The organism is Streptomyces sp. NBC_00820 (assembly GCF_036347055.1).
In the GTDB taxonomy this organism is placed as follows: Bacteria; Actinomycetota; Actinomycetes; order Streptomycetales; family Streptomycetaceae; genus Streptomyces.
In genome coordinates, this window is sequence record NZ_CP108882.1 from 7,354,562 (window position 1) to 7,378,666 (window position 24,105).

Annotated in this window: 25 protein-coding genes and 2 pseudogenes; 14 read left to right on the plus strand and 13 right to left on the minus strand. The window is 70.0% G+C overall.

Annotated elements, in window-relative coordinates:
* The first annotated feature begins 49 nt into the window (after positions 1 to 49).
* Entirely contained in the window at positions 50 to 268 is a 219-nt protein-coding gene (locus tag OIB37_RS32780; RefSeq protein ID WP_330461226.1) for an MbtH family protein, read from the plus strand.
* Positions 265 to 1,251, plus strand: coding sequence for an SAM-dependent methyltransferase (locus OIB37_RS32785; protein ID WP_330461227.1), 987 nt, complete (start codon positions 265 to 267; stop codon positions 1,249 to 1,251). The genes OIB37_RS32780 and OIB37_RS32785 overlap by 4 nt, the downstream gene beginning before the upstream one ends.
* Positions 1,252 to 1,466: 215 nt before the next feature.
* On the opposite strand, the gene OIB37_RS32790 is transcribed toward OIB37_RS32785, so the two are convergent.
* Complete coding sequence (locus OIB37_RS32790) at positions 1,467 to 2,687, minus strand: metallophosphoesterase (protein ID WP_330461228.1); 1,221 nt, start codon at positions 2,685 to 2,687, stop codon at positions 1,467 to 1,469.
* A 214-nt stretch (positions 2,688 to 2,901) separates the two neighbouring features.
* On the opposite strand from OIB37_RS32790, the gene OIB37_RS32795 reads away from it, so the two are divergent.
* Both OIB37_RS32795 and OIB37_RS32800 read left to right on the plus strand, forming a co-directional pair.
* The gene (locus OIB37_RS32795) at positions 2,902 to 3,093 is read left to right on the plus strand and encodes a hypothetical protein (RefSeq protein ID WP_330461229.1); all 192 of its coding nucleotides are present in this window, start codon (positions 2,902 to 2,904) and stop codon (positions 3,091 to 3,093) included.
* Positions 3,094 to 3,097: 4 nt separating this feature from the next.
* Positions 3,098 to 3,349 carry a hypothetical protein gene (locus tag OIB37_RS32800; protein ID WP_330461230.1) on the plus strand — a complete coding sequence of 84 codons (252 nt, stop codon included), beginning with the start codon at positions 3,098 to 3,100 and terminating at the stop codon, positions 3,347 to 3,349.
* A gap of 642 nt (positions 3,350 to 3,991) precedes the next feature.
* On the opposite strand, the gene OIB37_RS32805 is transcribed toward OIB37_RS32800, so the two are convergent.
* The 4 genes from OIB37_RS32805 to OIB37_RS32820 all read right to left on the minus strand — a co-directional run bounded on the left by OIB37_RS32805 (position 3,992) and on the right by OIB37_RS32820 (position 7,752).
* Complete coding sequence (locus OIB37_RS32805) at positions 3,992 to 5,320, minus strand: Dyp-type peroxidase (protein WP_330461231.1); 1,329 nt, start codon at positions 5,318 to 5,320, stop codon at positions 3,992 to 3,994.
* A gap of 19 nt (positions 5,321 to 5,339) precedes the next feature.
* A complete protein-coding gene (locus OIB37_RS32810; protein ID WP_330461232.1) occupies positions 5,340 to 6,353 on the minus strand; it encodes a hypothetical protein in 1,014 nt (337 codons plus the stop codon).
* Between the two features lie 44 nt (positions 6,354 to 6,397).
* Positions 6,398 to 6,931 carry a hypothetical protein gene (locus OIB37_RS32815; protein WP_330461233.1) on the minus strand — a complete coding sequence of 178 codons (534 nt, stop codon included), beginning with the start codon at positions 6,929 to 6,931 and terminating at the stop codon, positions 6,398 to 6,400.
* A 149-nt stretch (positions 6,932 to 7,080) separates the two neighbouring features.
* Positions 7,081 to 7,752: a TetR-like C-terminal domain-containing protein gene (locus OIB37_RS32820; RefSeq protein WP_330461234.1), complete on the minus strand. Its 672-nt coding sequence runs from the start codon at positions 7,750 to 7,752 to the stop codon at positions 7,081 to 7,083.
* On the opposite strand from OIB37_RS32820, the gene OIB37_RS32825 reads away from it, so the two are divergent.
* The 3 genes and pseudogenes from OIB37_RS32825 (at position 7,743) to OIB37_RS32835 (ending at position 10,647) form a co-directional block, all read left to right on the plus strand.
* Positions 7,743 to 8,747 (plus strand): zinc-binding alcohol dehydrogenase family protein, encoded by a 1,005-nt coding sequence (locus tag OIB37_RS32825; RefSeq protein WP_330461235.1) that lies wholly within the window; start codon positions 7,743 to 7,745, stop codon positions 8,745 to 8,747. The two genes, OIB37_RS32820 and OIB37_RS32825, sit on opposite strands and share 10 nt — an antisense overlap.
* A gap of 68 nt (positions 8,748 to 8,815) precedes the next feature.
* Positions 8,816 to 8,997 (plus strand): annotated as a pseudogene (locus OIB37_RS32830) (cytochrome P450); the annotation flags it as partial.
* A 147-nt stretch (positions 8,998 to 9,144) separates the two neighbouring features.
* Positions 9,145 to 10,647: an MFS transporter gene (locus OIB37_RS32835; RefSeq protein ID WP_330461236.1), complete on the plus strand. Its 1,503-nt coding sequence runs from the start codon at positions 9,145 to 9,147 to the stop codon at positions 10,645 to 10,647.
* 186 nt (positions 10,648 to 10,833) lie between these two features.
* On the opposite strand, the gene OIB37_RS32840 is transcribed toward OIB37_RS32835, so the two are convergent.
* Positions 10,834 to 11,091, minus strand: a complete 258-nt coding sequence (locus tag OIB37_RS32840) for a hypothetical protein (RefSeq protein ID WP_330461237.1) — start codon at positions 11,089 to 11,091, stop codon at positions 10,834 to 10,836.
* Between the two features lie 181 nt (positions 11,092 to 11,272).
* Between OIB37_RS32840 and OIB37_RS32845 the strand changes: the two genes are divergently transcribed.
* Positions 11,273 to 12,352, plus strand: a complete 1,080-nt coding sequence (locus OIB37_RS32845) for a right-handed parallel beta-helix repeat-containing protein (protein WP_330461238.1) — start codon at positions 11,273 to 11,275, stop codon at positions 12,350 to 12,352.
* Between the two features lie 142 nt (positions 12,353 to 12,494).
* Here OIB37_RS32845 and OIB37_RS32850 read toward each other — a convergent pair whose 3' ends face one another.
* Both OIB37_RS32850 and OIB37_RS32855 read right to left on the minus strand, forming a co-directional pair.
* A complete protein-coding gene (locus tag OIB37_RS32850; RefSeq protein ID WP_330461239.1) occupies positions 12,495 to 13,508 on the minus strand; it encodes an amidohydrolase family protein in 1,014 nt (337 codons plus the stop codon).
* Between the two features lie 48 nt (positions 13,509 to 13,556).
* Positions 13,557 to 15,185, minus strand: coding sequence for an FAD-dependent oxidoreductase (locus OIB37_RS32855; RefSeq protein ID WP_330462058.1), 1,629 nt, complete (start codon positions 15,183 to 15,185; stop codon positions 13,557 to 13,559).
* A 291-nt stretch (positions 15,186 to 15,476) separates the two neighbouring features.
* Between OIB37_RS32855 and OIB37_RS32860 the strand changes: the two genes are divergently transcribed.
* Positions 15,477 to 16,781, plus strand: a complete 1,305-nt coding sequence (locus OIB37_RS32860) for a cytochrome P450 family protein (RefSeq protein ID WP_330461240.1) — start codon at positions 15,477 to 15,479, stop codon at positions 16,779 to 16,781.
* Between the two features lie 227 nt (positions 16,782 to 17,008).
* On the opposite strand, the gene OIB37_RS32865 is transcribed toward OIB37_RS32860, so the two are convergent.
* The 4 genes from OIB37_RS32865 to OIB37_RS32880 form a co-directional block, all read right to left on the minus strand.
* Positions 17,009 to 17,212 carry a hypothetical protein gene (locus tag OIB37_RS32865; protein ID WP_330461241.1) on the minus strand — a complete coding sequence of 68 codons (204 nt, stop codon included), beginning with the start codon at positions 17,210 to 17,212 and terminating at the stop codon, positions 17,009 to 17,011.
* A 429-nt stretch (positions 17,213 to 17,641) separates the two neighbouring features.
* Positions 17,642 to 17,968 (minus strand): DUF1048 domain-containing protein, encoded by a 327-nt coding sequence (locus OIB37_RS32870; RefSeq protein ID WP_330461242.1) that lies wholly within the window; start codon positions 17,966 to 17,968, stop codon positions 17,642 to 17,644.
* A gap of 1 nt (position 17,969) precedes the next feature.
* Complete coding sequence (locus OIB37_RS32875) at positions 17,970 to 18,326, minus strand: DUF1048 domain-containing protein (RefSeq protein ID WP_330461243.1); 357 nt, start codon at positions 18,324 to 18,326, stop codon at positions 17,970 to 17,972.
* On the minus strand, positions 18,323 to 18,649 hold the full coding sequence (locus OIB37_RS32880; protein ID WP_330461244.1) for a PadR family transcriptional regulator: 327 nt from the start codon (positions 18,647 to 18,649) through the stop codon (positions 18,323 to 18,325). The genes OIB37_RS32875 and OIB37_RS32880 overlap by 4 nt, the downstream gene beginning before the upstream one ends.
* 269 nt (positions 18,650 to 18,918) lie before the next feature.
* On the opposite strand from OIB37_RS32880, the gene OIB37_RS32885 reads away from it, so the two are divergent.
* Positions 18,919 to 20,781 (plus strand): NAD-binding protein, encoded by a 1,863-nt coding sequence (locus OIB37_RS32885; protein WP_330461245.1) that lies wholly within the window; start codon positions 18,919 to 18,921, stop codon positions 20,779 to 20,781.
* A 606-nt stretch (positions 20,782 to 21,387) separates the two neighbouring features.
* The gene (locus OIB37_RS32890; RefSeq protein ID WP_330462104.1) at positions 21,388 to 21,591 is read left to right on the plus strand and encodes a hypothetical protein; all 204 of its coding nucleotides are present in this window, start codon (positions 21,388 to 21,390) and stop codon (positions 21,589 to 21,591) included.
* Positions 21,592 to 21,773: 182 nt separating this feature from the next.
* Here OIB37_RS32890 and OIB37_RS32895 read toward each other — a convergent pair whose 3' ends face one another.
* Complete coding sequence (locus OIB37_RS32895) at positions 21,774 to 22,223, minus strand: MarR family winged helix-turn-helix transcriptional regulator (protein ID WP_330461246.1); 450 nt, start codon at positions 22,221 to 22,223, stop codon at positions 21,774 to 21,776.
* A 79-nt stretch (positions 22,224 to 22,302) separates the two neighbouring features.
* On the opposite strand from OIB37_RS32895, the gene OIB37_RS32900 reads away from it, so the two are divergent.
* The 3 genes and pseudogenes from OIB37_RS32900 to OIB37_RS32910 form a co-directional block, all read left to right on the plus strand.
* Entirely contained in the window at positions 22,303 to 23,367 is a 1,065-nt protein-coding gene (locus OIB37_RS32900) for an ABC transporter permease (protein ID WP_330461247.1), read from the plus strand.
* A gap of 39 nt (positions 23,368 to 23,406) precedes the next feature.
* Positions 23,407 to 23,727 (plus strand): hypothetical protein, encoded by a 321-nt coding sequence (locus tag OIB37_RS32905; protein WP_330461248.1) that lies wholly within the window; start codon positions 23,407 to 23,409, stop codon positions 23,725 to 23,727.
* Positions 23,697 to 24,104 (plus strand): annotated as a pseudogene (locus OIB37_RS32910) (ROK family protein); the annotation flags it as partial. The gene OIB37_RS32905 and the pseudogene OIB37_RS32910, both read left to right, overlap by 31 nt.
* Position 24,105: the final 1 nt, after the last annotated feature.

Genomic DNA, 24,105 nt, shown 5'->3' on the forward strand with positions numbered 1-24,105 from the left:
CGGCCCGTATGCGACATGAGCCCTGACTGACAGAGAACGGAACCTGCTGATGACCCGACCGTGGGGCGAGCCCGACGGCTCGTACATGGTGCTGGCCAACGACGAGGCGCAGTACTCGTTGTGGCCCGCGAACGCGGCGATACCCGAAGGGTGGAAGGCCGCGCATCCCCCGAGCGACCGGCAGACCTGCCTGACCCATGTGGAAGAGCAGTGGACCGACCTGCGTCCCAAGAGCCTGACGAACACGATGAAGAGGAGTACGGCGTGAACAAGAGCGGCGCGACGATGGCCGAGGTGTACAACCACGCACTCGCGGCATGGTCGATCAGTGCGGCGTGGGAGGTCGGCTTCTTCGACGCGATACGTGAACACGGCAGCCTGGACGCCGTGGCCTTCTCCGCCGACCGGGGACTCGACGCGGGGTCGGTCCGCGAACTGGTGCGGGCGCTGTCCTCCGCGGACATCGTCAGCCGGGACGGTGACACCGTCCGGCCGGGCCCGAACTTCGCCGAGGCGGACCGCTCCAAGTCACTGTTCCACTGGATGACCCGAGGCTGCGGCGAGCTGTTCGACACCCTCCCGGACCTGATGCGCAAGGACAACCGCAGCGGCTCCTTCTACCGGCGTGACGCCGCGGCGATCAGCGTCGCCTGCCGCGAGATCAATGCCGAGTGGTGGGACCCGGTCTTCCTGCCGGTCGTCGAGACGCTGGACTTCCAGCACGTCGCCGACCTGGGTTGCGGAAGCGGTGAGCGGCTCATACGCCTCACCGGGGCCCGGCCGGGCGTACGGGGTCTGGGCATCGACCTCGCCGACGGGGCGATCGAGGTCTCCACCAAGGCGGTGGCCGAGGCCGGCCTGTCGGACCGCATCAGCATCGTCCAGGGCGACGCCACGGCACTCGAACCGCGGCCCGAGTACGCGGGGGTGGACCTGCTCACGTCGTTCATGATGGGCCACGACTTCTGGCCCCGTGCCGAGGCGGTCGCGTCGCTGCGCCGCATCCGGGAGGTGTTCCCCGACCTGAAGCACTTCCTGCTCGCGGACGCCACACGTACCACCGCTTACCCGGATTCGGAGATGCCCATCTTCAGCATGGCCTTCGAGTTCGCCCACGCCGTGATGGGTGACTACCTGCCCACGCTGGACGAGTGGGGCCCGGTCTTCGAGGAGGCCGGCTGGCGCCTCGTGGAGCAGTACCCGATCAGCGTTCCGGCGGAGAGCGTGATGTTCCACCTCACCCCCGCGTGACCCGCGGCGCCCCGGTGCTCTCCCGAGCGCACCGGGGCGCACCGGTCTCCGGGGGCCGCGGAACCGGTGGAGTCGGACGATCCGTTCGATCGAACGGCGCGGCACCGGCGCAGGCTCCAAGCCCGGCGCGTGCATGTCGGCAGGAACCTGCCCGGTCAGCAGGCGCGGCCCGCTGAGACCAGGCCCGCACATCGGCGATCTCGAGCTGCTCGGTGCTACGTCGCGGTGGGCTGCTGTGGGGAGCGGAGCACGAGCAGGGTGATCTCGCTGGGGGCGAAGACGCGGAACGGCGGGCCCCAGAAGCCGGTGCCGCGGCTGGTGTAGAGGAGGGTACGGGTGCCGTGGCGGCTGAGGCCGGCGACGGCGGGCTGGTCGATGCGGACCAGGTGGTGGAAGGGCCAGATCTGGCCGCCGTGGGTGTGGCCGGAGAGTTGGAGGTCGATGCCGGCGGCTGCCGCGCGGTCGACGAACTTGGGCTGGTGTGCCAGGAGCAGGACGGGCAGGTCGGGGTCGGCTCCGTCCAGGGCTCCGGCAAGGTGGGCGCGGTGGCCGGCCAGGCCGGAGGACTCGGCGGTGACGTCGTCCACGCCGGCGACCACGAGGGTGTCGCCTCCGCGTTCGAGGAGCAGATGGCGGTTGCGCAGCGGCTCCCAGCCCAGCTCGTCCATCAGGTCGACCCAGCCCTGGGCCTCGCTGTAATACTCGTGGTTGCCGGTGACGTAGACACGGGCCCGGGTGGCCCGCACGGTGCCGAGTGGGGCGGCCTGGGCGCGGCGGCGTTCGGCCGTGCCGTCGGCGATGTCGCCGGTGTGGCAGACCAGGTCGGCCTCCAGGGTGTTCACCGTCTCGCAGACCCGTTCCGACCAGCGGGCGCGGTCGAGGGGGCCGTAGTGGGTGTCGGTGATGAGGGCCACGCGGGTGCCGTCCAACCCGGCACCCAGTCGCGGGAGTTCCACGTCGAGTAGGCGCACGCGTGGCACGCGACGAGCCTCGGCGTACCCCCAGGCCAGCAGTGCGGCGGCCACGCCGAGGACGGCCCAAGTGACGATGCGGGCCCGGCCCTGACCGTCACCGACGCCGGCCACGGTCAGGGCGAGCCGCAGCAGCACTCCGAGCAGGACGGACCAGGTGAACAGGACCCAGCCGGCGCCCAGCAGGGTGTCACCGACGATCGCCGCCCGGTCCTGCTGACGCCGGCCGTGGCCGCGCATCATCGCGAGCGGCATACCGATCAGGCCGAGGACGAACAGGGCGGTGCCGGCGAGCGTGACGGGCAGCGGCCAGTGCTGGCCGGTGTACAGCAGCACCCAGCAGGGCACCGCCCACAGCAGGACGGGGGCGATCAGGGGGATGTAGCGCATCAGGCGGTGCAGGCGGCTCTGCCGCGGTGCTTCCGCCTCCCTGTCCGCGGGTCGGGTGTTGCTGGTGTCGGTCACGCTTCCCCTCCTTGACCAGGCTGCCGTCGCGCGCACTGTATCCGGTCGCCCTGGGACCGGCCGACCACGGGCGGACGGACGTGCGTGCCTTGCCGTCCTGACGCCGGGCGACGATCCTGGGCCGGTGCCAGGACAGAGGAAACGAAAGCGGCGGCAAGAGGTCGAGAGGCAGCGATTTACCGCTCGCACTTCGCCGGACGCGGGGCGGTGGGAAGTGATCTTCGAGACTCGGGACGAATCGGAGTTGCGGGCGCGGCTGTGGCGTCTTCGGGAGGCGCGAGTCGACCGGTCGATGATCCGGATCGACACGCTGTGCGGCCGCCTGGCGCTGCCGACCACCTACCGGCTGAGCCGGTTCGTGACGGACCCCGTGTGCGAGTCCGATCACGAGTGCTCTGATCATTGATCTTGTGGTGGGTCGAGGTGAGTTGACGGACGCGGCGTGGGAGCGGACAGAGCCGCTGCTCGCCCAGCAGGGCATGAACACCAGCAAGGTCGTCCTCGCGCCGATGACGCGTCTGTTCCGGGTGGCGAGAGGGCGACACATCGAGATCACCGCGTCCGTAGGAGCGCGTGCCCTGGGACAGGGGCGCGACCGCGCGGACGTCCGCTCCGGTGCCGAGCATGGAGGAAGCCTTCGCCTTTACCGCCGCCGCCGGTGACGCCGCGCCCCACGTTGGATCGGCGCTCCGGTTTCCGGTCGCCGATACCGTCCCGGTAGACCAGGGGTAGAGGTGAAGGTGAAGGGTGAGAATCTTTTGGCTTCTGATTCGGCTCGGATGCGTCGTCGTGTCGGCGGTCGCGCCATTGGCGGTTTTCCCTTACCTCCTTTTCAGCGCGCTCGAGGGGCAGTCCGGAGTGAGCACGCCGAGCGGGGACCGGTGGGCGGACGCACTCCAGGTCGCCGCTCCAGCAGCGGCCGTCGAGTTGGGGATCATCGTGGTCGTGCTGCTCTGGGGCAACGCGGTGAGCAGCAATCCGGCCTCACCATCCGCTCGCGCCGTCGCGGTCGCAACGGCGGCAGTGTGCGCCGGTCTTCCCACCACGTTCTTCGTGGGTTTGCCGGTGTGGCCCTTGGTCCTGTTGAGCTGCGTCGTACCTGCGGCTCTGATCGCCCCTGCCCTCATGCGGTCCGCAGCCGCGATCACACCGTCCGCCTGAGCCCGGTTCGACGGGCTTGGCCTCGCTTCTTCCGAGTACTGATGGTGTCGTCGTGAGCGGCCGGATGTCTGATATGTCCCGTACCGTGTCGAGGCCAAGTCGAGGACATTTCCCTCGTGACGGAGCGCGCGTCGCGCTCTAAGTCAGTCCTGGAGATCGCCGAGCCAGCGCAGGGCGCTCAAGCCCGGCAGGAAGCAGTACTCGCCGCCGCGGGTGACGACGAACCGCGGCAGCGGGGTAAGGCGCCGTCGCACCGGCCGCCGGGGAACGGTGAAGCCGGTGACGCCGTTGTGGGATCCGGTGACGGGGTCTTTGGCGTTGCCTGCGCCGAAGAAGACGCCGTCGTTCATCCATTCCGACTGGACGAACTCGAACTGTCGCCCGAGGTGGGCTCCGATGAACGCGAACATCAGGCCGCGGTCGGCCCCGTCGTCCTCCAGGACTTCCTCGGGCAGCGGCGGACCGTAGACGGCGCCTCGCCTGATCATGCGGTGCAGTCGCACCTCTCCCGCCACCGAGGCGTCGCGGGGGTTGGCCCGGCGGATGTGGCAGCCGCCGGGCGTGATGAATCCCGCGGGGTCGTCTCGCTCGTACAGGAAGGTGTTGCGGCGGTGCGGGTCCGCACCGAGAGCGGGGTCGTCGTGCTGCGGACTGAGCGCCAGGGGAGCACCGCTGCGCCAGCGTCCCATGATCTTGGCAGCGAGCAGTTCCTCGTCCTCGCAACCAGTGGAGTTGTCCCGCAGATAGCGGCGGAACGCGGCGACATCCTGGTGGAGCTTACGGAAGACCGCATAGCTGCCGTTGCGTCCCAGCACCTCTGGCTGCGGGGTCTGGACACCGCCGATCTCGTCCCGGTAGCCGAGCACGAACTCCCCGGCCTTCAACGGCACCTCAAGCTGGTTCGACCCGGCGATGCCGCTTCCTTCGACGGCCGGATGGCTGACGCCGTCGCGATATCCGAAATGCTCGGTCTCGGTGGGCAGCGCGTGGCAGTCCTGCCGCCAGATCGCGGTCACACCGCGAAGGCGGTCGTACGCGGCCCGGTCGAGGACCGCCTCCAACCGCGGGGCGTCGGGCGCGACCGCCGCGACCACCACGTGGACATCCGGCGTGCCCAGTGGGGCTTCCCAGTTCTCAGGGCTGCTCTCGCCGACATCGCTCAGCGCTTTGGCCCGGGCGGCCATCCCCTGCCTGAACTCCCAGGCGAACGTGTCCAGTGATGCGCGCGGCACACCCAGCGCCTCCAGGCCGTGGCAGGTGACCGCGACACTGACCCAGGTATCCCCCAGGGGGCTGACCGAGTCGGCGGCAGAGGTCACCACCGAACTCGCGCGCCGCATCAACTCCCGCCCGCCCTCTCGGTCATCGACGCGGAACACAAGGTACGTCGCCGCGTAAGGGGTCGGCCGGGGGCTGAGAACCCCGCGCTGAATATCTTCGAGTTCCAACGCGACTTGCCTAGGTCCGCTCACAGTCCGCCTCCCTGCGGGACTACTTCGAGACGAGGTTCCGCCAGAAATTCCGCAGGCTCTCGTCGCCGCCGAACAAGGAGCTGAAGATCGTGGAGTCCGCCAGCAGCACATCGCCGGCCCGCTCACCGCTCGGAGGCATCCACAGGAACATGTTGAACTCGGTGTTGCCGGCTTCGGTGAACGGATGTGGCCTGGAGGTGTCGATCGGCTGCCTGGCCAGCACGTGGATGGCATCCGGGTCGTCGGTCGTCACGGCGTAATGCGGCAGGTGCATATGGAAGTTGAAGTTCGTCACTCCTTCCAGCCACCCTTTGGCATCCAGGTCACCGACTGTGGACAGCGGGGCGATCCCTTTCTTCTCCCCCGCCGCGGGGCGCAGTCCGTAGCGGTTCTCGACCGGCACCCCGAGGCCCTGCATCAAGTCCCGCACGTACGTGGCGAATCGCTGCTGGCGGGGTACCAGGGGATCGCCGTGATGGCGGTACTCCACGTCCCGCACGGCCAGATCGTCCGACGCCCCGACGTCATGGTGGGGCCCCAGGACCAGACAGGCGTCCTCTCGGCCGAGGAAAGCCCGCAGTGCCTCGACCTCCTCGGGCTGGGCCGCCTGCCCGGTGACCATGTGGTCCAGCCCGAACACGAACAGGGTGTCGGTGTCGGCCAGCACGCGTTCGTCGAGCGGGGTCCGGAAACCGGCGTGGTCGATGCGCTGATACACCGGGACGGGGTGCCCGGTGACCTCCTCGACGAACTGCTGGAACGGCACCCAGGCCCAGAAGAACAACTCCAGTGATCCAGCGATGCCTTGCTGGAACTGAAACGGGTCCGACCACTTCGGGTCCTCGTAGGCGGGCCACGCCACCCGCCTGACCTCCGTCATGGTGGAGAACCGGTTGTCCAGCCCGGCCGGATTTCTGCCCGCCTCGGCCGGATAGCTCCACGAGACGTAGATGCTCACACGTCGCCGACCAGGGGTGTACTCGCGCGGTACGTGGTTCTGGTTGTAGGTGCGCGCGGTACTGGCCTCGCTCATCTCGTCTCCGATCCGCAGTGGGACAAGTGCGCGACAGCCCGCTCTCACTGCAGCTGGTCGAGCATCTCTGACAGAGCACCCTTGATCCGCAGAGCCTTCTTGATCTCATCAGCGGTCACATACGGGTACTCCCCGTACTCGATGAAGCTCGGACAGTGGTGTTCACGCACAAACCTGACGAACGCCTCAGGGTTGGTCCGCCAGTCCTCGGGGAACCCTTCGAGGTTCTCGAAGGCCGTGCTCACCCCCGCCTTGCTGAAAAGCGCGACGGCGTCCTCCGTGTACTTGTCGAAGTCGGTATCGAAGATCCCCTGATACATGAAGCGCGTGTCGTCGTCGAAGAGCACCCAGCGCAGGTAGTGCAACTTCAGCGGCGCGAGAAGATATGGATCTTCCTCCAAGGCCTTGGCCAAGGTGTAGCCGTGCTCACGTATCGCGTCGGCCCGGCCGGGCTTGACCTTCGCGACGATGGTGAACCCATAACACGCCGGTGTCCTCGGATAAACGGGGCCGTACTTCCCCTGCTCGAGTTGGTCGGTGTCCTTGGGGATGACGGCCGCCTGCGGCTTGATCTCCATGTCCGCTCCTCCCACCGCCCACCGCCCACCGGCCGGGGACAATTCCCCCCATTGTCCCACGCGTCAGGTCCACCCGCCTTGTCGGCAGCGAGGAGCTGAAACGCCTTGACCGCCCAGCGCGGGCGGCAGGTTCGTGGTTGGGCCGGAGTTCAGAGTCGAACGTCTTTCCGCCCGCCTCGGTGTCCGCCGTCCCCGCGCCCGGACGCGGACACGGCGCGGATGCACTGTCGGCACCGTGCGAGCTCCACGGAGTGGTCGATGAGCCGGTCGTCGACAGGGCGGTCGGTGGTGAGGAGCCGGAGGTACGTGAGGGTGGTGAGATCCTCGATCAGCTCGTACGGGTCGGTGTCCGAGGGGAGTTCACCCTGCCCGACGGCCCGGCTCACGATCGCGGCGGCGCCGGTGAACCGAAGCACCCAGAACTCCTCGTTGGCTCGCACCACTTCGTCGTCGTTCGCCGCGCGAGACACCCCGGTGCGGGTGACCCGCCCGACCTCGGCCCGTTCGATAAGCCCGACGGCCTGGGTGAGGAGTGCGCGCAGGTCCCCCCCCAGCGTGCCCGTGTCAGGTACCGGGTTCTCTCTCCCCCCGTCGAGGGAGCCGCACGTCGTCACCCCATGGCGGAGCCGATCGCCGCCGACATCCCGGGCCGGACCAGGCCGCTGCGCGGCTGTCGGTGAGGCGAACCGGCCTCGACCACATGGTGCGGAGCGTTGAAGCTTTGACGTGGTGACGCCGGGGGCCGGCCCGTGCGGCTGCCGGGCCTGCGGCCCACACTGGGAGAGGAGCCGCCGACAGGACGGGGCGAGCGATGCGCGCATGGGTGGTGACCCGGCCGGGGCCGGTCGAGGAAGGTCCGCTGCGGCTCGTGGAGCGGCCCGCCCCGGTGCCGGGGGAGGGGGAGCTGCTGGTGCGTGTGCGGGCGTGCGGGGTGTGCCGCACGGATCTGCACGTCACCGAGGGCGACCTGCCCGAGCATCGGCCGGAGGTGACGCCCGGCCACGAAGTCGTCGGCGAGGTCACCGGCACGGGACCCGGTGTGGAGGGATGGGCGCCAGGCGACCGCGTGGGAGTGGCGTGGCTGCGAAGCACCGACGGCACCTGCCGCTTCTGCCTGCGCGGCGACGAGAACCTCTGTCCCGGCTCCCGGTACACCGGCTGGGACGCCGACGGCGGCTACGCCGAGTACACGACCGTTCCCGCGCCCTTCGCCTACCGCCTGCCGCCGGACGTCGACGAGGTCGCCCTCGCGCCGTTGCTGTGCGCGGGCATCATCGGCTACCGGGCCCTGCTGCGGACCTCACTCCCGCCCGGCGGCCGCCTCGGGCTGTACGGGTTCGGGGGCAGCGCCCACCTGTGTGCGCAGGTCGCCCTGGCGCAGGGGGCGACCGTGCACGTCCTGACCCGGGGCGACGCCGCCAGGCGACTGGCGCTCGGCCTCGGCTGCGCCTCGGCCGTCGGCATCCACGACAGACCACCTGAGCCGCTGGACGCGGCGATCCTGTTCGCACCGGCGGGCGATCTCGTGCCGGTAGCACTGCGGGGCCTCGATCGCGGCGGGGTGCTCGCCATCGCGGGCATCCATCTCAGCGACATCCCCGTCCTGCGCTACGAGGAGGAGCTGTTCTACGAGAAGGAGCTGCGCAGCGTCACCTCCAACACCCGCCGCGACGGATGCGACTTCCTCGACATCGCCGCCCGTCACGGGATTCGGGCCACCACGCACCCCTACCCGCTCTCCGAAGCGTTGCGGGCGCTCCAGGACCTGAAGGCCGGCCGCTTCGACGGCGCGGCGGTCCTGGTCGACGACCTCTGAACGACGGTGCCGCGCGGTCGTGTTCCCCGAGGCCGCCGGCCTCACCGATGAGGACGACATCCTGGACGAGCCGTTTCCGCTGTCCCTACCGCTTCGACATCTTCCGCGACGACCTCAACGCCTCGATCGCCTTCTCCGCCGCTGCCGACCACCTCGCGTCCGGGCCCGGCCGGCACTTCTGTTCGGCACGCTCCTGGCCAAGTCCGACGTCGAGACGGCCGTCAACCAACTCCTGGACGCGGGCCACGATCCGTGCGGTGAGGTTCACCCCTGTGGCTCGATGAGGTCCTGAACGCGTGCTCCGGGGGAGCGCCGGCGTCCTGCTCCGTGCCGCCGGCCGGCATCCGGCTCCCGCTCCCCGCTGGTGAGACCGGTCGTGCCTGCATAGCGTGATCACATGACCACAGAAACAGCCCGTCCCGCTCTCGACGACCGGCGGTGGAAAGCGCTCGGGGTCTGTCTGACCGCGGGCTTCATCTCGCTGCTCGACGTCTCGATCGTGAACGTGGCCCTCCCTTCCATGGAGCGCGGGCTCGGTGCCTCCGAAGCCACTCAGTCCTGGGTGGTGTCCGGGTACGCCCTCGCCTTCGGGCTCGCGCTGGCGCCGGCGGGGCGACTGGGTGACCTGCGGGGGCGCCGCCAGGCGCTGTTGTTCGGCCTCGGCGTGTTCACGGCCGCGTCGGTGGCGTGCGGTCTCGCCCCCGGCCCCACCTGGCTGGTGGTGTTCCGGCTGATCCAGGGGGCGGCCGCCGGTGTGGTCGCACCACAGACCTCGGGGCTGATCCAGCAGATGTTCCAGGGCGCCGAACGGGCCCGGGCCTTCGGTTTCCACGGCAGCGTCGTCGCGGTGTCCACCGCGGTGGGCCCGCTCGTGGGCGGACTGCTGATCCAGGCGTTCGGCACGGGCGACGGCTGGCGCTGGGTGTTCTTCGTCAACGCGCCCATCGGGGTGGCCGCCCTCGTCGCGGGCCACCGGCTGCTGCCCCGCCTCCCGGTGCCGGGCGACAGACAGGAGAAGTTCGATCCGTTCGGCGTACTGCTGCTCGGCACGGGCGTGCTCGCGCTGCTGCTCCCCCTGGTCCAGGAACAGCAGTGGCAGGGGCGGGCGAAGTGGGCGCTGCTCCCGGTGGGCGCACTGCTGCTGGGAGCCTTCTGGATGTGGGAGAGGATCCAGGGCAGCCGGGGCAAGGCGCCGCTGGTAGACCTCGGTCTCTTCTCCCTGCGCTCCTTCACGCTCGGCACCCTGATCAGCCTCACGTTCTTCGCGGGGCTCACCACCATCTTCTTCGTCCTGTCGCTGTTCCTGCAGAACTCCCTGGGATACAGCGCCCTCGCCGCCGGCATGACCATCCTGCCGTTCGCGGCGGCCTCGGCGGTCGGCGCGGCCCTCGGGGGACGGATGGTGACGCGTTACGGCCGCAGCCTGGTCGTCATCGGCCTGAGCGGGGTGGTCCTCGGGCTGCTCGGCGTCGTGCTGGCCGTGCGGCTGGTGCCCGGCGAGGGCGTGGGCTGGGCCATGGCGGTGCCGCTGGTCATCGGCGGGCTCGGGTCCGGACTCACGGTCTCGCCCAACACGACCCTCACCCTCACGCTCGTGCCGGTACGACGGGCCGGTGCGGCCGGCGGGGTGATGCAGACCGGCCAGCGCATCGGCTCGGCCGTGGGCATCGCCGTGGTCGGCTCCGTGTATTTCGCGCACCTCTCCAACCACGGCCGTGCCACGACGGCCCTTCAGCTCGGGCTCCTCACCGCCACGGCCATCATCCTCGTCGCCCTCGTCCTGGCCGTGGCCGATCTGCGGGAGCGCCGGGCGCATGTGGGCCACGACGACCTGACGGCGACGCCGTGGCAGGGCGTGGGGGAGAGCGGGGCCGGCGAGAAGGCGGCCCGCGGGGTCTGAGGCCGGGCTCGGCCCGAGGTCGTACGGGGGTCTGAGGCCATGCTCGGCCCCGAGGCCGTACGGGGCGCTTGAGACCCGGCCCGCCCCGAGGCCGTACGGTGCCTGACACCGAGCCCGGCCCGAGGCCCTACGGGGACTCGGGCCGGGCTCGGTGTCAGCCGCGAGAACAGAGACGACCGCCGTGCGTCAGCCCTTCGAGACGCGCGGCAGCCGGCGCGCCGTGAAAAGAACCATCGAGATCTTCAGCGCGGTCGAAATGGTCAGGGCCTGGAGGAAGGGCATTCCCATGAACCACAGCGCCATCATCATGGCCGTGAGGACCAGGAAAACCGGGAGCAGGTTGGTGTGCCCGGCCGCGGAACGCAGAACACCTTTGAGTGTTCGGGGCCGAGTCACTGTGTCGATCGCGCCGACATGGATTTCCTCTTCATCGACTTGCGGCATTCTCTTTACCTCCCGCTGGCTCGTTTCCGCTAGCGAGCCTATGGAGGACCCGATCGGGCTGCCACCGCTGCTACTCCGACGTCGTCGGTACGCGGCCGGTCATGTGAACCCTTACGGCCGTTGGGAGGCATGCGGGCGAGTGTCGCGCGGGCATCGGCCGATTCGGACCTAGGTTCCGGACATGAAACGCAACCACGTTCGGTACGCCGCGTTCGTCGCCGTACTTCTCGGTGCGGGCTCCGGCGCCTTCCCGGCCTCGGCGGCCTCACGGACCCTGACGGTGCACCCGGGTGAGTCGATCCAGAAGGCGGTGGACGCCGCCCGCTCCGGTGACACGGTCCTGGTGCAGGCCGGCACCTACCACGAGAGCGTCACGGTCAAGACCTCCGGACTCACCCTCCGCGGCGTCGGTCCGCGCACGGTGATCGTGCCTCCCGAGAAGAAGGCCGCGCCGGGCTCCAGGGCAGCGGTCGGCTGCGTGGAGGGCGGCAAGGGCATCTGTGTGGTCGGGCTCAGGGACAAGCCCGTCGAGGACGTGACCGTCTCCGACCTCAAGCTGACGGGCTTCTCCGGCGTCGGTCTGTGGTCCCTGGCCACCGACCGCCTGACCGTGCAGCGGGTGAGCGCCGAGAAGAACGGCAAGTGGGGCATCTCGCAGGAGCACTCCACGCGCGGTGTGTTCAGGAACAACGTCGCCCGCGACAACGGTGACGCCGGCCTGTACCTCGCCAACACGACCATGTCGGAGACGGGGGCCACGGACAGCCGGGGCCTGGTCGTCGAGGGGAACGACCTGGAGGGCAACCGGAACGGCCTCACGGTCCTGCGCCTGCGCAACCTCACCGTCCAGCGCAACCACCTGGTCGGGAACTGCACCGGCATGATCGTGATCGGGGACGAGAACAAGCCCCGGGCCGGCGCGCTCACCGTCCGCGAGAACCATGTGCTGCGCAACAACAAGTACTGCGCCAAGACGGCCCGGCTGCCGTTCGTGCAGGGCGCCGGGATCGTACTGTCCGGCGCGGAGAGCGTATCGCTGACGCACAACGTGATCGCGGGCAACAGCGGCGCGTCGACGTTCTCGGGCGGGGTCGTGCTGTTCAAGAGCATGGTCGGCGCGGGCAACGAGAAGAACCGCGTCGACGCGAACTGGTTCGCCGGCAACGCCCCGGCCGACCTGGTCAACCAGAACGCCTCGAAGGACGGCAACCTCTTCCGCGGCAACTTCTGCCAGGTCTCGATCCCCGCCGGACTGTGCTGAGCTGAGCCGGCCCGTCATACGGCTCCGTGAGCCGGACAGTGTCCCTTCGCACCGTTCCCCCGAGAGCGGTACGAAGGGACACCGCCGTTCCACGCCGTTCCACCGGTCGGTGGGGCAGGCCCGTGTCACGGCCCCGGCGGACTCAGACGGGAGCGAGGGCGGGCAGCAGACGCAGGGCGTTCTCGCGGTTGATGCGGCCGCGTTCCCGCTCGCCGAGGGCGGGATCCCCGTCCAGGGCGGGAGCGGTCACCTCGGAGACCACGCGTGCGGGGGTGGGCGGCCAGTCGCTTCCGTAGAGGATCCGGGAGGAACCCGCGGCGGCCAGCAGAGTGGGGGTCGCCGACGGGGACATGGGCGCGGCCGTGTCGTAGTAGAAGCGGTGCAGGTAGTCGCTGACCCGGCCGGGGTCGACGGCGGGGACGAGCTGGCGGCCGAAGACCTCGACCCGGCTCGCGATGTAGGGGAGGTACCCGCCGCCGTGCGGGAGGATGAAGCTGAGCCGCGGGAAGCGGTCCAGCGTGCCGTTCATGATCAGGCTCAGGGCGGCGCGGGTGGTGTCCATCAGGAAGTCGCACACGAACGGCGGTACGCCCTCAGGAGCGCCGGAGGTGTTCACCTGCATGGGATGCGTGCTGATCACGGCGGCGCGTTCGTCCAGTTCCGCCATGATCGGGTCGAGTGCGGGGTCGCCCAGGTAGGTGTTGCCCGTGCTGGTGCGCGCGCTGACGCCCACGGCCCCGAGCTGGTCCATTCCGTGGGAGACGGACCAGCGGGAGAGTTCGGCGTCGTCGAGGAAGACGGGCGTGAAGAAGGCGAAGCGGCCGGAGTGCCTGGCGGCCAGGTCACCGGCGGCGTCGAGGGCGACCCGCGTGCTCTCCTTGCGTGCCGCCGCCTCCGTGAAGCGTCCCAGCATGGCGACGGTGAGGACGCTGGTGCGCGTGCCGGTCCGGTCCATCAGGTCCAGGGCGTCGTTCTCGTCCCAACGGGTCCATGGCGGCAGGCTGTCCCGGTCCGCGATCCCCTTCTGCTCGGCCCACCGCACCCATTCGGGGGCGGTGTAGTGGTGGTGGACGTCTATTCGTTCGCGCCGGGCGTCGTCGCCGCTCTGTGCGGCGCGCCGGCCTATGTCACCCGGAGACTGCAGATCGGTCGTCATGGGATGGGCTCCGTACGGTGGAAGGGTCCGGGGGCGTTGGAGGGCGGATCAGCGGCCGAGGAGGCCTTCGAGGACGCGCGTCAGCTCGGGCGCGGGATTCGCGGGAAGGTCCGCGGAGCGCCAGGCGACGATTCCGTCGGGGCGGACGAGCACCGCGCCCCGAGGAGTGACGCCGTGGACGTCGGCCCAGTCCGCACCGCCGCCGTCGGTGCCCCGGGCGGCCGTGGTGTCGAGGTCGAAGTCCGGGCCGGCGCCGACGCGGTAGGACACCAGGGGGACGCCGAGCTCGGCCGCCGCGGCCTGGGCGGCCGACGGCCACGGCCCGTCCGCGAGACCGGAGAGCAGGACGAAGCTCCGCTCGTACAGATCGACGGTCGACTTGGTGTCCCCGTCGTGCACGACGGTCATGTGCGGGGCCCGGGTACCGGGGTCCGCCTGCAGGAGGAGTGTCTCCGGGATGGTCGGCTTTCCGGTGTCCCCGCCGGACACGGCCGTGGAGAGGTAGCGGTAGCCGAGGGACACGGTCATCAGGTCCGTGCTCTGGCCCGGGCCCTGCGCGGCGGCGTAGCCGGGGTGCTCCTCGCGGGCCGCCTGCTCGATGGCCCGGGCGATCGTGGCGAGGGCGACCGGGCGCCGTTCGTTCTCGTAGGTGTCCAGCAGGCTTTCACCCGCCCAGCCGCGCAGTACAGCGGTGATCTTCCAGGCCAGGTTGTGAGCGTCCTGGATGCCGGTGTTGGATCCGAACGCGCCGGTGGGGGGCATCTCGTGGGCCGAGTCACCGATGAGGAAGACGCGTCCCTGCCGGTAGTGGTCGGCGACCCGGTCCGCCGCGTGCCACGGGGCACGCCCGGTGACCTCGACGTCCACGTCCCGTACGCCGGCGGCGGCCCTGATGTGGTCCGCGATCCGCGCGTCGGTGAAGTGCTCCAGCGTCTGGCCGCGCTCGGGGAACCACGGGATGTGGAAGACCCACTTCTCCTCGTTGTCGACGGGCAGCAGAACCCCGTCGCCCTCGGTCCCGTTCAGGTAGCAGACGAGGAAGCGCTGGTCGCCCACCACCTCGCGCAGGAGCTTGCTGCGGAAGGTGACGCTGACGTTGTGGAACAGGTCGCCCCCTCCGCTCTGCCCGATGCCCAGACGCTCGCGCACGGGGCTGCGCGGCCCGTCGGCCGCCAGGAGGTAGGCCGTGCGCTTCGTGTACGTGCGGCCGCTCTCCCGCTCGCGCAGTTCGCACGTCACGCCGTCCCGGTCCTCGGTGAAGGAGACCAGCTCCGTACCGAAGCGCACGTCCCCGCCCATCTCACGGGCATGGGCCAGCAGGACCGGCTCCAGGTCGTTCTGGCTGCACGCGCACCGCAGGGTGGAGCACACGTCCTTCTCGGGGGGCTTCCCGCCGGTGAGCCGGGCCGAGAGCCATCTGCTCTGACCGCCCGACAGTTTGTCCGTCTGCATGATGCCGTGATTGCCGGACAGATTGGCCGCGGCCTTTCTGATGTCCGGTTCCAGGCCGGCGGTGCGGAACAACTCCATCGTCCGCATGTTGTTCCCCCGCCCCCGGGGGTGTTCGGAAGTGGCGGCCCGTCGTTCGGCGACCATATGGCTGACGCCCAGTCGTCCGAGAAACACCGACGCGGACAGTCCGACAAGCGAACCGCCCACGATCAGTACCGGCACCATTTCTTCGTCGCGCCTGTCCAAGGCCCGTCCTCCTCCAGTGACCCAGCGGTGGTTCGGGCAGCAATTCGAATTCAGCGCGGCCCTGGGATCGAACTTGGCACAGGGTCCCTGGGGCGGCAATCGAGCCTGACCCGGACGGCTCACTCGTCCTTCGCGTGTGCGGGCCGCCGCGAAAAGGTCGGTCGGCGTCAGGGTGAATCACGTTTTCCCGTCACGAGTGGCGTCAATGCATTCCTGCGTTCCAGCGCTCAGCCGTCTCGTGCCACTGCGGGAAGAGAAGAAGGGCCGTCGATGACTCAGATGCAAGAGCAGGAGACCGCGGACGAGACAGCCCAGGCGGTGGACGCGGCATCCCGCGGCTGCCCCGTGTACCGCTCCAACCCGCACCCCCTCTACGAGCATCTGCGTGAGAACGCGCCCGTGAGCCGTCTCACCCCGCCGCACGGTGTGGCCTCGTACCTCATCACGCGGTTCGAGGACGCGAAGGCGGCCCTGGCCGACCCGCGGATCAGCAAGGACATGTACGCGGCCATCGACGCGTACCGGTCCATCTTCGGCGACTCCTCCATCGCCCTGGACGACAACATGCTGTTCGCCGACCCGCCCAAGCACACGCGGCTGCGCCGGATCGTCAGCAAGGCCTTCGTCCCCCGCCGCATCGAGGCACTGCGCCCGCGGGTCCAGGAGATCACCGACACGCTGCTCGACAGGTGCTCCACCCTGGAGCCCGTCGACCTCCTGTCGGCCTTCGCCTTCCCGCTGCCCCTCCAGGTGATCTGCGAGCTGATCGGCGTCCCCGAGGAGGAGCGCCAGGAGGTCCAGCAGTGGTGCAGCGTCGTCGCGCGGACCGGGTTCAGCAAGAAGGACAAGGACCGGCTGGCCGAGGCGGAGACCACGCTCCGGGAGTACTTCGAGATCCTGATCGCCCGTAAGCGCAAGGCCCCCGAGGACGACCTGCTGAGCCTCCTCATCCAGACGCGGGACGAGCAGGATTCGCTGACGGACGGCGAGTTGCTGTCCACGCTGTGGGTGCTGCTGTTCGCCGGCCACAAGACGACCGCCTACCTCATCGGCAACGCCGTCTACACCCTGCTCACGCATCCCGAGCAGCTCAAGCAGGTGATCGACTCGCCCGATCTCCTTCCGAACGCCGTCGAGGAGATCATCCGCTTCGAGGGCTCGGTCGAGAACGCGACCTTCCGTCACGCGCTCGAGGACGTCACCATCGCGGGAACGCTCATCCCCAAGGGCTCGCTGGTGCAGATCGCGGTCACCTCGGCCAACCGGGACGCCGACGCGTTCGAGAACCCCGACGTCTTCGACATCACCCGGCAGGGCGTGCAGAGCAACCATCTGGGATTCGGCACGGGCCCGCACTACTGCCTCGGCGCACCGCTGGCGAGGATGGAGATGCAGATCGCCCTGGCCTCGCTCTTCCGTCGCTTCCCGAACCTCTCCCTGGCCATGCCCCCCAACGAGGCCAAGTGGCTGACGGTGCCCTTCCCCGCGTTCCGCGGCCTGACCGAGCTGCCCGTCGCGCTGGACCCCTCCAGGGTCCTGGACGACTGGGCCTCCGGGATGTCCGGCACCGAGTGAGATCAAGGGCGTAGGCCACGCCGTACCGCCGGCCGGCCCCTTCACGCGGCAGCCCCGGACAGGCGATCCTGTCCGGGGCTGTTCCACGTTCCGGCGTCGTCCCACCCGGACGGCTCACGCCGGGGGACGGTGGTGGCGCGGAGGGCGACCTGGCCGGCCCTCCACCCGGTCGCTGCGCGCGGCCCGCATCGCACCGCTGGACGCGCTGCGGCAGTGAGCGGCTCGCGTCAGCGCGCGGTGTTGTCCGCGGGCGCGTCCCGGCCGGCCAGTACGTCCTTGGCGCGTGCCACCGACCTCGCCGTCTCGGCCCGGGCCTTGGCGAGGTCGGAGCGATGAGCGCCGATGGCGGCGTTCTGCAGAGCGGCCTCGGCAGCGGTCCATTTCTGGACCAGACGCGTGCTTTCCTTGCACTGGATATCGGTGACGGCCACGGCTCGTTCTCCGTCCGTCACCCGGGGTCCCAGGACGCCGTGGTCGGTGCGGTGATCAAATCCGGTCGCGTGCAATGGGGGGCCGGCGCACGCAACAGCCTTGGTGCTGCCATTGCCTTGATGTGCACCGATTCTCGGAGTGCGAGGTCGTGGTGATCGCGTGGCGGCAGGTGTGCGTGGGAGTTCGTGGACCGGGCGGGGTGACAGGTGGGGCGGGATGAGGCTTGTTCCTGTCTCGACACGATCTCGTACGTGGACCGCACCGGGGTCGGCGTCACCGACTTCCTCACCACCCGGTACCTGGATGCCCCGGTGGACGGGTTCGCGGCGGCTTCCGATGGCCCGTCGGCCCGCGCCTGTTCGCGCCGGGCCGAGGCGAACGGACCGCGCCTGCGGGCTGCTACGCCCACCGGCATGAGGCGAAGGGTGTTACTTCTCGGTCGCGCGGGGTTCCCCGCTGATGGATTCCTGGTAGACGTCCGCGTAGGTGGGGGAGTCCTTGACCAGGTCGTCGCAGAACGCGGCGACGTCGTTGCCGATGAGTTCCAGGACCCCCTTGCCCGCGACGACAACCTCCTCGAAGAAGTCGACGATCCCGGGGAGCAGGGGCCCGTCGGGCAGGTCGACCGGTCCGACCTTGAACAGGTACTTCTGCATCTCCCTGTAGACGATCTGATAGTCCGGCGGGAGCGCCTTGACCCGAGCCATGTGCGCCCGCCACTGCTTCTTGCCCTCGACGATGTCCTGGATGCCCACGTCAGCCTCCCAGCCGGCTCAATTTCCTTGCGACGTTCCTGTTCAACTGCTCGCGCCACCGGTCGCGATAGGTCCGAGCCCCTTCTCCACCGGCCAGCGCCGTGCAAAAGCCCCGGATGTCGTCGCCGAGGACCTCGTGGACGCTCTGCCCATCCGCCGCTGTCTCTTCGAGCAGCCCCAGGGCGGCGTCGAGGATCGGCATCAGGTTGCGGCCGGTGAAGTCCCCATGGGGCAGGAGGTGGCCCTTGATCTGTTCCCACGCCGCCCGGTAGTCGTCCGGCAGGGCCTCGGCCCGGGCTTCGAACGCCTTCCAGTCCCTGGTGAGATCGCTGCCTGTGATGGTCTCCCAGAAGTTCATCTCGCGCCCTCCTTGAGCCTGTCGATGCGTGATGAGACGTACTGCCATTTCGCCCAGAACTTCGCGAGTTCCTCGCGTCCGGCGTCGTTGAGCGCGTAGAACTTGCGCGGCGGACCGACCCCGGATGGTCGCTTCGTCACCTGGACGAGTTTGTTCCTCTCCAGTCGCAGCAGGATGGTGTACACCGTCCCCTCGACGACGTCGGCGAAGCCGAGCTCGTTCAGCTGACGGGTGATGGCGTAGCCGTAGGTCTCCTCGCTGCCGATGATTTCGAGCACGCACCCTTCGAGCGTGCCCTTCAGCATCTCCGTCAGGTCGTCCATCGGAGTCCTCCTCGGCCCCACCGGTACTGCGTAGTACCGAGTACCACTATACGGTATCACCGAGTAGTGGAGGATGTCAGTGCCGCAGTCTTGCCTTCCGCAGGCTTGGGGCTTCCCTGCCGCCGAAACCGGGCACGGCGGATTCCTTTACGCGATCTTGAAGCCGGACCGGCTGCCCGGTGGAACCGGTGCCGCCCCTCCCGCCGTTCCTTCTCGGTGTGACGTCAACTCTCGACCCGCGACATGAACTTGGCCGGCGCTCTCAGCACATGGTGATATGCGGTGACGACGGACTCGCGCACCGGCTCGCGCTCGAACTGAACGCGGTGTGCAGCGAGGCCGTCACCGTGGTGGTGCCGTCCCGGGACGACGAGTACGGCGCCGGGATCGCCGCGCTGCACGAGGACCCGCGCTCGCCGGTCGAGTTGCTCGTCTCCGCGCGCCCGGACGAGCGGACCCTGCGGACCGCCGGTGTCGAGCGGGCCGCCGCGCTCGCCCTCACCTACCGCGACGACCAGGCCAACATGACCGCCGCCCTGCTGGCCCGCACCCTCAACCCGTCCGTGCGGCTGGTCGTGCGGATGTTCCACCGCGAGCGCGGCCGCCACCTGGAGCGGCTGCTGGACCGCGCGGCAGGGCTGTCCGGGAACCCGGCGCAGGACACCTCCACCACGGTGCTGTCGGGCGCCGACACCGCCGTACCGGAACTCGTGGCGGCTGCCACCGTCGGCCACGGCCATACCCTCCAGATCGAGGACAGGGTCTTCCGCGGTGTCGTCCGCCCGGCCGGGACGCCCCCGCAGACCACCGACCTGGCCACCCTCGCCGTCCTCTCCGGCGCGCACCAGGACGACCCGGCGAGCCAGGACAGCCCGGAGACGCCGGGCGAGGACGGCACCCAGTTGCTGCCGGACACCCGGACCGCGTACCACCGCCGGTTCACGCACGGCCGGCTGATGCTGGAGGAGGTCACCCACCACCACGCGCCCCGGCCGGCCCGCAGCGGCCGACGCGGTCGTACCGGAGCGTGGCTGCGGGCGCGGCCGGCGAACCTGCCGTGGAAGGTGTTCCTCTCCCATGAGGTCACCGCCGTCTTCGGCGCGCTCGGTGCCATGGTGCTGGCCCTGGCCGCCGCCACGGTGCTGTTCGCGGACGAACATCCGTGGTGGAAGAACCTGTACCTGCCGATGCTGGACATCTTCACGATGGGTGACCCGGCCACGAACGAGTCGGTCGCCCGCCGCATCCTCCAGCTCGTCGCCGGTTTCGTGGGCGTGGCCGTACTGCCGCTCGTCGTGGCCGCCACGCTGAACGCCACCGAAGCCTTCCGCGCCGGCTCCGCGACCCATCCGCCCGACGAGGACACGAGCGGCCACATCGTGCTCGTCGGCCTCGGGAAGATCGGTACGCGGATGCTGGCCCGGCTGCACACCATGCACCACCAGGTCGTGGTGATCGAACGCGACCCGAAGGCCCGCGGTGTCGCGCTCGCCCGCGAACTCGGCGTGCCGCTGATCCTGCAGGACGCCACAGCCCCCGGCGTGCTGGACCTGGCCCGGGTCGGCTCCAGCCGCTCGCTGCTCGTCCTCACCCGAGAGGACGGCCAGAACCTCGACATCGTCATGGCCGCCAGGGAGAGCAACCCCGCGGTGCGCGTGGTCATGCGGCTCTACGACGACAACCTGGCGGCGACCGTCCAGCGCGCCCTGCGCGCCTCGTACCCGGACGCGCTCACCCGCAGCCGAAGCGTCTCGGCGCTGGCAGCGCCGTCCTTCGCCGCCGCGATGATGGGCCGTCACGTGCTGGGTGTGATGTCGGTGGAGCGGGGCTCGCTGCTGTTCACCTGCGTGGACGTGGCCGGACACCCGGAACTTGAGGGGCGCTCGGTACACGAGGCGTTCCGGGAGAACGAGTGGCGGGTGCTCGCCGTCGGGACCGTGGGTCCCGCGGCGGAGGTGTCCTCCACGGACACCCTCACCAGCCTGCGTGTGGGCGGCTTCGGCTTCGACTGGTGTCCCCCGCAGGGCCGGGTGCTGCGAGCCGGTGACCGGGTGGTCCTGGCGACCACCCGGCGCGGGCTGGACATCCTCATGACGGGCGTACAGCGGCATCCGGTGAACAGGAGGGACTGAGTCGTTCCAGTCCGGTCCGGACGCCTTGAACACAGCCGGCAGACGGAACCCACGGCCGCGGGTTGCGTACCAGGACCTCGTCGGGGTCGATCTCGACGCGGCCACCCGGGGCGTCCCGCGGCAGGAGACGCGACTCGGCCGGCCCCCCGGTCGACCAGACACAGGAGCGAGAGCAGCACGCCGGCGCAGCGGGCGGCGCTCCACAACTCCCGCGTCCCTCCAGCTCGTTCGTCGCCTCACCTGATGCGTCAGGGCGTCCCGTGGCGCAGACGGTAGTGACCTGGGGAAGAGGATCCGGCGGACCTTGACGCGGCTCTGACGGCGATACCCGTCAAGGTCCCGTCAAGGTCCGCCGCTTGGGCGCGAAGATGCCGAAAGGAGCAGTGGGATGTGGCGGGAAACGGTCAGAACCTGAGTGCACCCGCGCGCTTCGACCTTCGTGCGCGGCTCAGGGAAGAAGGGGCACGCACCCATGTCCGTCCTGACCACCGAGCAGCCGGATGCCGCCCCCACGGGCGAGGAACCGCCGGACACCGGTGAACGGCACCGGCTGACCGCCGTCACCGGCCTGGCCGCGCTGTCGCTGGACGCCATGACGTCGGTGGCGTGCGGCCCGGAGGTGCCGCGCTCGGCCACAACTGCGCCTTCTACGTCATCCAGTTCGCGACGATGATCCTGCTGGCGCTGTCCGCGAACACCTCCTTCGGCGGCCTGCCCGTCCTGCGGAAGCTCCTCGCCCGCGACAACTGTCCACCGCACGTGTTCGCGTTGAAGGCCGACCGCTCGGGCCGCCGTGCGGAGCGGGCGTGAGGGCGTTCGTTCCACCCTTCCTTCGACCTCGGACGGAGTGGAACGACCGGCTATGCGTGTGGCGACCGATGGCCGGGAGCCGGGAGCCGGGGCACCTTGCGGGCGGATTGCCCGGCGAGCCCCACCTGTCGGCGACTGGCAACGATGTTTCCGTCCCGCGATGTTCCCGTCCTGCGGGCTCCTCAGGGCGTGCTGTCGTCGACCGCTGAAGGATTCAGTGACGCCAGCAGCTTCAGCAACAGTGAGTGTGCCTGCTCCTGCTCCGTCGGTGTCAGTACTCGCAGGGCTTCGGCGTGGGTGGCGTCCACCGCCTTCCCGGCCTCCGTCGCGAGCCGCAGGCCGGCCTCCGTGGCGTGCAGTCGATGGGTGCGTCGGTCGCCCGGGGCGGTCCGGCGCTCGAGAAGTCCCCGTTCGACCAGTCCGTTGACGGCCGTCCCCATGGACTGCGGGGTGATCGCCGCCCTGCGTGCGGCGGTCGCGCTGGTGACACCCGGATCGAGGATGGCCTGCGTCAGGGCGCTGTTCTGGGCGAGCGTCAGCTGGAACGGACGCAGGGTGCGCTCGATCCGGGACGCCATGATCTGGCCGATCTGCCAGGCGACGTAGCCGGTGCGCCGGTCGAAGGGGTTCACGTAGGCGGCCTCGTTTGTCAGTCAACTGATTGTAAGGTACACATATTATCAGTTACCTTCTGATTGGGGAACCGTTTCGATGTCCCAGCGAGTCGCCACCCGCCAGCCGAACAAGCACGCCCTGGACGTGGCCCATCCTCCTCCCCGCCCGGGAACCTGGCGCGCGGTTCTGCTGCCCGTGGCGGTCGTTCTGCTGATCGGCACCGTGTTCGTCAGCGTCTATCTCGCCGCCTTCCACGCGCCGCGCCCTCATGACCTCCGCGTGGGCACGACGGAGATCGGCACGCAGCAGGAGCACCTGCGCGAGGGCCTCGCCCGGGCGATCCCGGGCGGCTTCGCGCTGGAGACCTATCCCGACGAAGCCGCCGCCCGGCATGCCGTCCAGGACAGGTCCGTCTACGCCGCCTACCTCGGCAAGGGGCACCTGCTCTACGGCAGCGCCAACGGAGCCGCCGTCACCGCGACCGTGACCACCGCCTTCGGCTCCGCGGCACACGCGGAGCACCATGAGCTCTCCGTCCAGGACGTGGCCCCGGCGGCAGCGGGGGACACCCGGGGTCTCTCCGTGTTCTACGCGGCCTTCGGCCTGGTGCTGGCCGGATACCTCTTCGGCATGACGACCTACCAGCTCGCGCCCCGGCTGCAGTACCGCTGGCGCATGGCCAGCCTGGCCCTGTTCGGAGCCGTCGGCGGCGTCCTGGTCACGACCATCGCGGGAAGCACGGGCTTCGGTGCGCTGCCAGGCCCCTTCCTGCCCGTCGCCCTCGTCGTCGCGCTGATGGGTGCCGCGGTCGGCGCCACGACCATGGTGCTGCTGCGGCTGTTCGGCTCGGCGGGCGTCAGTCTCGCCTCGATCCTCCTGTTGATCCTCGGCAACAGCAGCAGCGGCGGGATCATGCCGGCGGCCTACCTGCCGGGTTGGCTGCGCCCGCTGTCCGAGATCCTGCCCGTCGGAGTGGGGGTCCGCGCGGTGCAGGGGCTGTCCCGGTTCCAGGACGACGGTCTGGCCCGCGCCCTGGTGATCCTCCCGGTGTGGATACTCGGGGCCGCCCTCGTGCTCTACCTGAAGGACGTGTTCCGCCGCGCGACACCGACCGTCGCGGGGGAGGCGGCCAAGGCCGAGCCGCAGCCCGCGGCTGCCTGACGCCGCACGCTTCCCAGCCCGGACGAGGCGGACGGCTGGATGCCCTCGTACGGATTCCTCGTACTGGACCGGCTCAAGGATGCAGTCGCGCGGATCGACGCAGGCGCACACGAGGCCGGCCGGGACCCCGCGTCTCTACGCGAGATCTACAACCTCAACGGCCTGATCGGGCCCGCCGAGTCCGCCGTGCCGTTCCAGGGCGCGGCGCGACAGTGGGTCGACCAGCTCGTCGCTCTTGTGCACGACTACGGGATGAACGGCTTCGCCTACCGGCCCGACGCCGACCACCTGCGCCAGTTGACGGTGTTCGCGCTGGAAGTCGTACCGGCGGTGCACGCTGCACCGGCGGAGGGTCACTGAGCATGACCGGCGTTGCCGGTGGGGCCGGGGTGCAGTCGGCCGCCGAGGAGCAGTCCGCCGCCGCGGTCGCGGACGCAGCGCGTCGGGGCGACCCGGTCGCCGTGGCCTCCTTCGAGCGGGCCGCACGGGCCCTGGCTGCCGGGATCGAGGCGACCGCGACGTCGGTCGAGTTCGGCATCGCGGTCATCGGCGGCGGCGTGGGCAAGGCGGGCGACGTGCTCGTCGCCCCGCTGCGCAAGGCTCTCACCGACTACGCCACGCTGTCCTTCGTCCGGCGACTCACCGCCGTGCCCGCGCAGATGGGCACCGCCGCCGGTCTCGTCGGTGCGGCGGTCGCCGCGCCGGCCCTGCCGGACACGACGGCCGTCGGGGTCTGAG

What these genes read in the sequence shown, in the direction of transcription:
- OIB37_RS32780 (WP_330461226.1), top strand. Translation starts at nt 50, where the DNA reads ATGACCCGACCGTGGGGCGAGCCCGACGGCTCGTACATGGTGCTGGCC.
- OIB37_RS32810 (WP_330461232.1), bottom strand. Translation starts at nt 6,353, where the DNA reads ATGAGCGAGGCCAGTACCGCGCGCACCTACAACCAGAACCACGTACCG.
- OIB37_RS32815 (WP_330461233.1), bottom strand. Translation starts at nt 6,931, where the DNA reads ATGGAGATCAAGCCGCAGGCGGCCGTCATCCCCAAGGACACCGACCAA.
- OIB37_RS32825 (WP_330461235.1), top strand. Translation starts at nt 7,743, where the DNA reads ATGCGCGCATGGGTGGTGACCCGGCCGGGGCCGGTCGAGGAAGGTCCG.
- OIB37_RS32820 (WP_330461234.1), bottom strand. Translation starts at nt 7,752, where the DNA reads ATGCGCGCATCGCTCGCCCCGTCCTGTCGGCGGCTCCTCTCCCAGTGT.
- OIB37_RS32835 (WP_330461236.1), top strand. Translation starts at nt 9,145, where the DNA reads ATGACCACAGAAACAGCCCGTCCCGCTCTCGACGACCGGCGGTGGAAA.
- OIB37_RS32840 (WP_330461237.1), bottom strand. Translation starts at nt 11,091, where the DNA reads ATGCCGCAAGTCGATGAAGAGGAAATCCATGTCGGCGCGATCGACACA.
- OIB37_RS32845 (WP_330461238.1), top strand. Translation starts at nt 11,273, where the DNA reads ATGAAACGCAACCACGTTCGGTACGCCGCGTTCGTCGCCGTACTTCTC.
- OIB37_RS32850 (WP_330461239.1), bottom strand. Translation starts at nt 13,508, where the DNA reads ATGACGACCGATCTGCAGTCTCCGGGTGACATAGGCCGGCGCGCCGCA.
- OIB37_RS32855 (WP_330462058.1), bottom strand. Translation starts at nt 15,185, where the DNA reads ATGGTGCCGGTACTGATCGTGGGCGGTTCGCTTGTCGGACTGTCCGCG.
- OIB37_RS32860 (WP_330461240.1), top strand. Translation starts at nt 15,477, where the DNA reads ATGACTCAGATGCAAGAGCAGGAGACCGCGGACGAGACAGCCCAGGCG.
- OIB37_RS32875 (WP_330461243.1), bottom strand. Translation starts at nt 18,326, where the DNA reads ATGAACTTCTGGGAGACCATCACAGGCAGCGATCTCACCAGGGACTGG.
- OIB37_RS32880 (WP_330461244.1), bottom strand. Translation starts at nt 18,649, where the DNA reads ATGGACGACCTGACGGAGATGCTGAAGGGCACGCTCGAAGGGTGCGTG.
- OIB37_RS32885 (WP_330461245.1), top strand. Translation starts at nt 18,919, where the DNA reads ATGGTGATATGCGGTGACGACGGACTCGCGCACCGGCTCGCGCTCGAA.
- OIB37_RS32900 (WP_330461247.1), top strand. Translation starts at nt 22,303, where the DNA reads ATGTCCCAGCGAGTCGCCACCCGCCAGCCGAACAAGCACGCCCTGGAC.
- OIB37_RS32905 (WP_330461248.1), top strand. Translation starts at nt 23,407, where the DNA reads ATGCCCTCGTACGGATTCCTCGTACTGGACCGGCTCAAGGATGCAGTC.